Genomic DNA, 1,829 nt, shown 5'->3' on the forward strand with positions numbered 1-1,829 from the left:
ACCCAGGCAACAGGAGTGCCACCCATGCTCAAACCCCTGCTACAAGGAATCGCCCTCATGGCCGCAGCCACCACCCTCCAGGCCGCCCCCATCGACCTGATCATCGACACCGACCCCGGCGCCGACGACGTGGTCGCGCTTTTCCTGGCCATGGCCTCGCCCGACGAGCTCAACATCCGCGCCATCACCACCGTGGCCGGAAACGTGCGCCTGGAAAAAACCTCGCGCAACGCCCGCCTGGCCCGCGAATGGGCCGGCCGCGAAGACATCCCCGTGTACGCCGGCGCCGCTCGCCCGCTGGTGCGCAAGCCGATCTACGCCGCCGACGTGCACGGCGAAGAAGGCCTCACCGGCATCCAGGTGCACGAGCCGAAAGCGCCGCTGGCCCAGGGCAATGCCGTGCAATACCTGGTCGACACCCTTGGCGCCGCCAAGCCCCACAGCATCACCGTCGCCATGCTCGGCCCACAAACCAACCTGGCCCTGGCGCTGATCCAGCGCCCGGACATCGCCAAAGGCATCAAGCAAGTGGTGGTCATGGGTGGTGCCCATTTCAACGGCGGCAACATCACCCCGGCGGCGGAATTCAACCTCTATGCCGACCCGCATGCCGCCGAAGTGGTGCTGGCCAGCGGTGTGCAACTGACCTACCTGCCGCTGGACGTCACCCACAAGCTGCTGACCAGCGACGCCCGCCTCAAGCAACTGGCGGCGGTGAACAACCAGGCCAGCAGACGGGTGGTGGATATACTCAACGCCTACATCACCCACGACATGGACCTGTACGGCATGCCCGGCGGCCCGGTGCACGACGCCAGCGTCATCGCCTACCTACTCAAGCCCGAGCTGTTCAGCGGCCGGCGCATCCATGTGAGCATCGACAGCCGCGAAGGCCCCAGCTTCGGCCAGACCCTTGCCGACTGGTACGGCGTGCTCAAGCAGCCTGCCAATGTGATGTGGGTGGAGGAGGGCGATGCCCAGGGCCTGTTCGACCTGCTCAGCGCCCGTTTGGCGCGATTGGAATAGCCGTGTGCGGCGCGTAGCGCTCGAACACCTGGTCGAAGAAGCTGCGTGCCGCCTCGGCGCCGCGATCGCGCACCAGCAGGTCGATGGCAATCAGCAGCAACTCCTCCGGCGTGCCAGGGCTGTACGCGCTCTGGCCTTCGGCCCATTTGACCTTGATATCGGCTTCGATGCTGTGGCTGCTCATGAAAGGCTCTCGCTTGGGGCCCGGGACGAAGGGGCGAACACCTGACCCTGGTGTTCGATGGAGGCGGGGTGCGCTCCACTTCTTGCACTAAATCATGACTTTGCGTCAGTGACCTTGCGGCTTAAGCATATGGCAAACGCGGCAGGTTGTGCAAAATCCGGTCACGATTGCGTTTTCGCCTCTGCTGGTGAGTTCAGGCAGACTTGACCGGTTTTGCAACAAAAGATGAGCGGAGCTGTCGGATCAGACAGTTCCCGGACCGATTTAGGAGGCTTCATGTTCCGTACCCGTGCTTACCTGGCAACCCTGGCGGTGGCTGCTGTCCTGGCTGGTTGCAGCACTGGTGGCAATTCTGCTGGTGGCGCTGCGCCAGCCACGCCGGCAGGCAACGATGGCCGCTGCGAAGCCAGCGGCGCCGATTTCGCCATTGGCAAGCCAGCCAGCGCCGAGCTGCTGGAGCAGGCGCGCAAGGCCAGTGGCTCGCAGATGGCCCGCATTCTCAAGCCGCACGACGTGGTTACCCTGGAGTACCGCTCCGAGCGCTTGAACCTGAATGTGGACGAGCAGGGCAAGGTGGTTCGCGTCAACTGCGGTTGACACGCGGTCCTTGTGGGAGCGG

Annotated in this window: 3 protein-coding genes; 2 read left to right on the top strand and 1 reads right to left on the bottom strand. The window is 64.6% G+C overall.

Annotation, left to right across the window (positions count from 1 at the left end):
• Window positions 1–24 precede the first annotated feature (24 nt).
• Window positions 25–1,026 carry a nucleoside hydrolase gene (locus ACK1U9_RS11240; RefSeq protein WP_135001999.1) on the top strand — a complete coding sequence of 334 codons (1,002 nt, stop codon included), beginning with the start codon at window positions 25–27 and terminating at the stop codon, window positions 1,024–1,026.
• Here the strand turns inward: ACK1U9_RS11240 and ACK1U9_RS11245 are convergent.
• On the bottom strand, window positions 998–1,210 hold the full coding sequence (locus tag ACK1U9_RS11245; protein ID WP_003260960.1) for a hypothetical protein: 213 nt from the start codon (window positions 1,208–1,210) through the stop codon (window positions 998–1,000). The two genes, ACK1U9_RS11240 and ACK1U9_RS11245, sit on opposite strands and share 29 nt — an antisense overlap.
• Window positions 1,211–1,486: 276 nt before the next feature.
• On the opposite strand from ACK1U9_RS11245, the gene ACK1U9_RS11250 reads away from it, so the two are divergent.
• Window positions 1,487–1,807 (top strand): I78 family peptidase inhibitor, encoded by a 321-nt coding sequence (locus ACK1U9_RS11250; protein ID WP_003260961.1) that lies wholly within the window; start codon window positions 1,487–1,489, stop codon window positions 1,805–1,807.
• The last annotated feature ends 22 nt before the right edge of the window (window positions 1,808–1,829 follow it).

It is taken from the genome of Pseudomonas sp. XP1 (assembly GCF_053557675.1).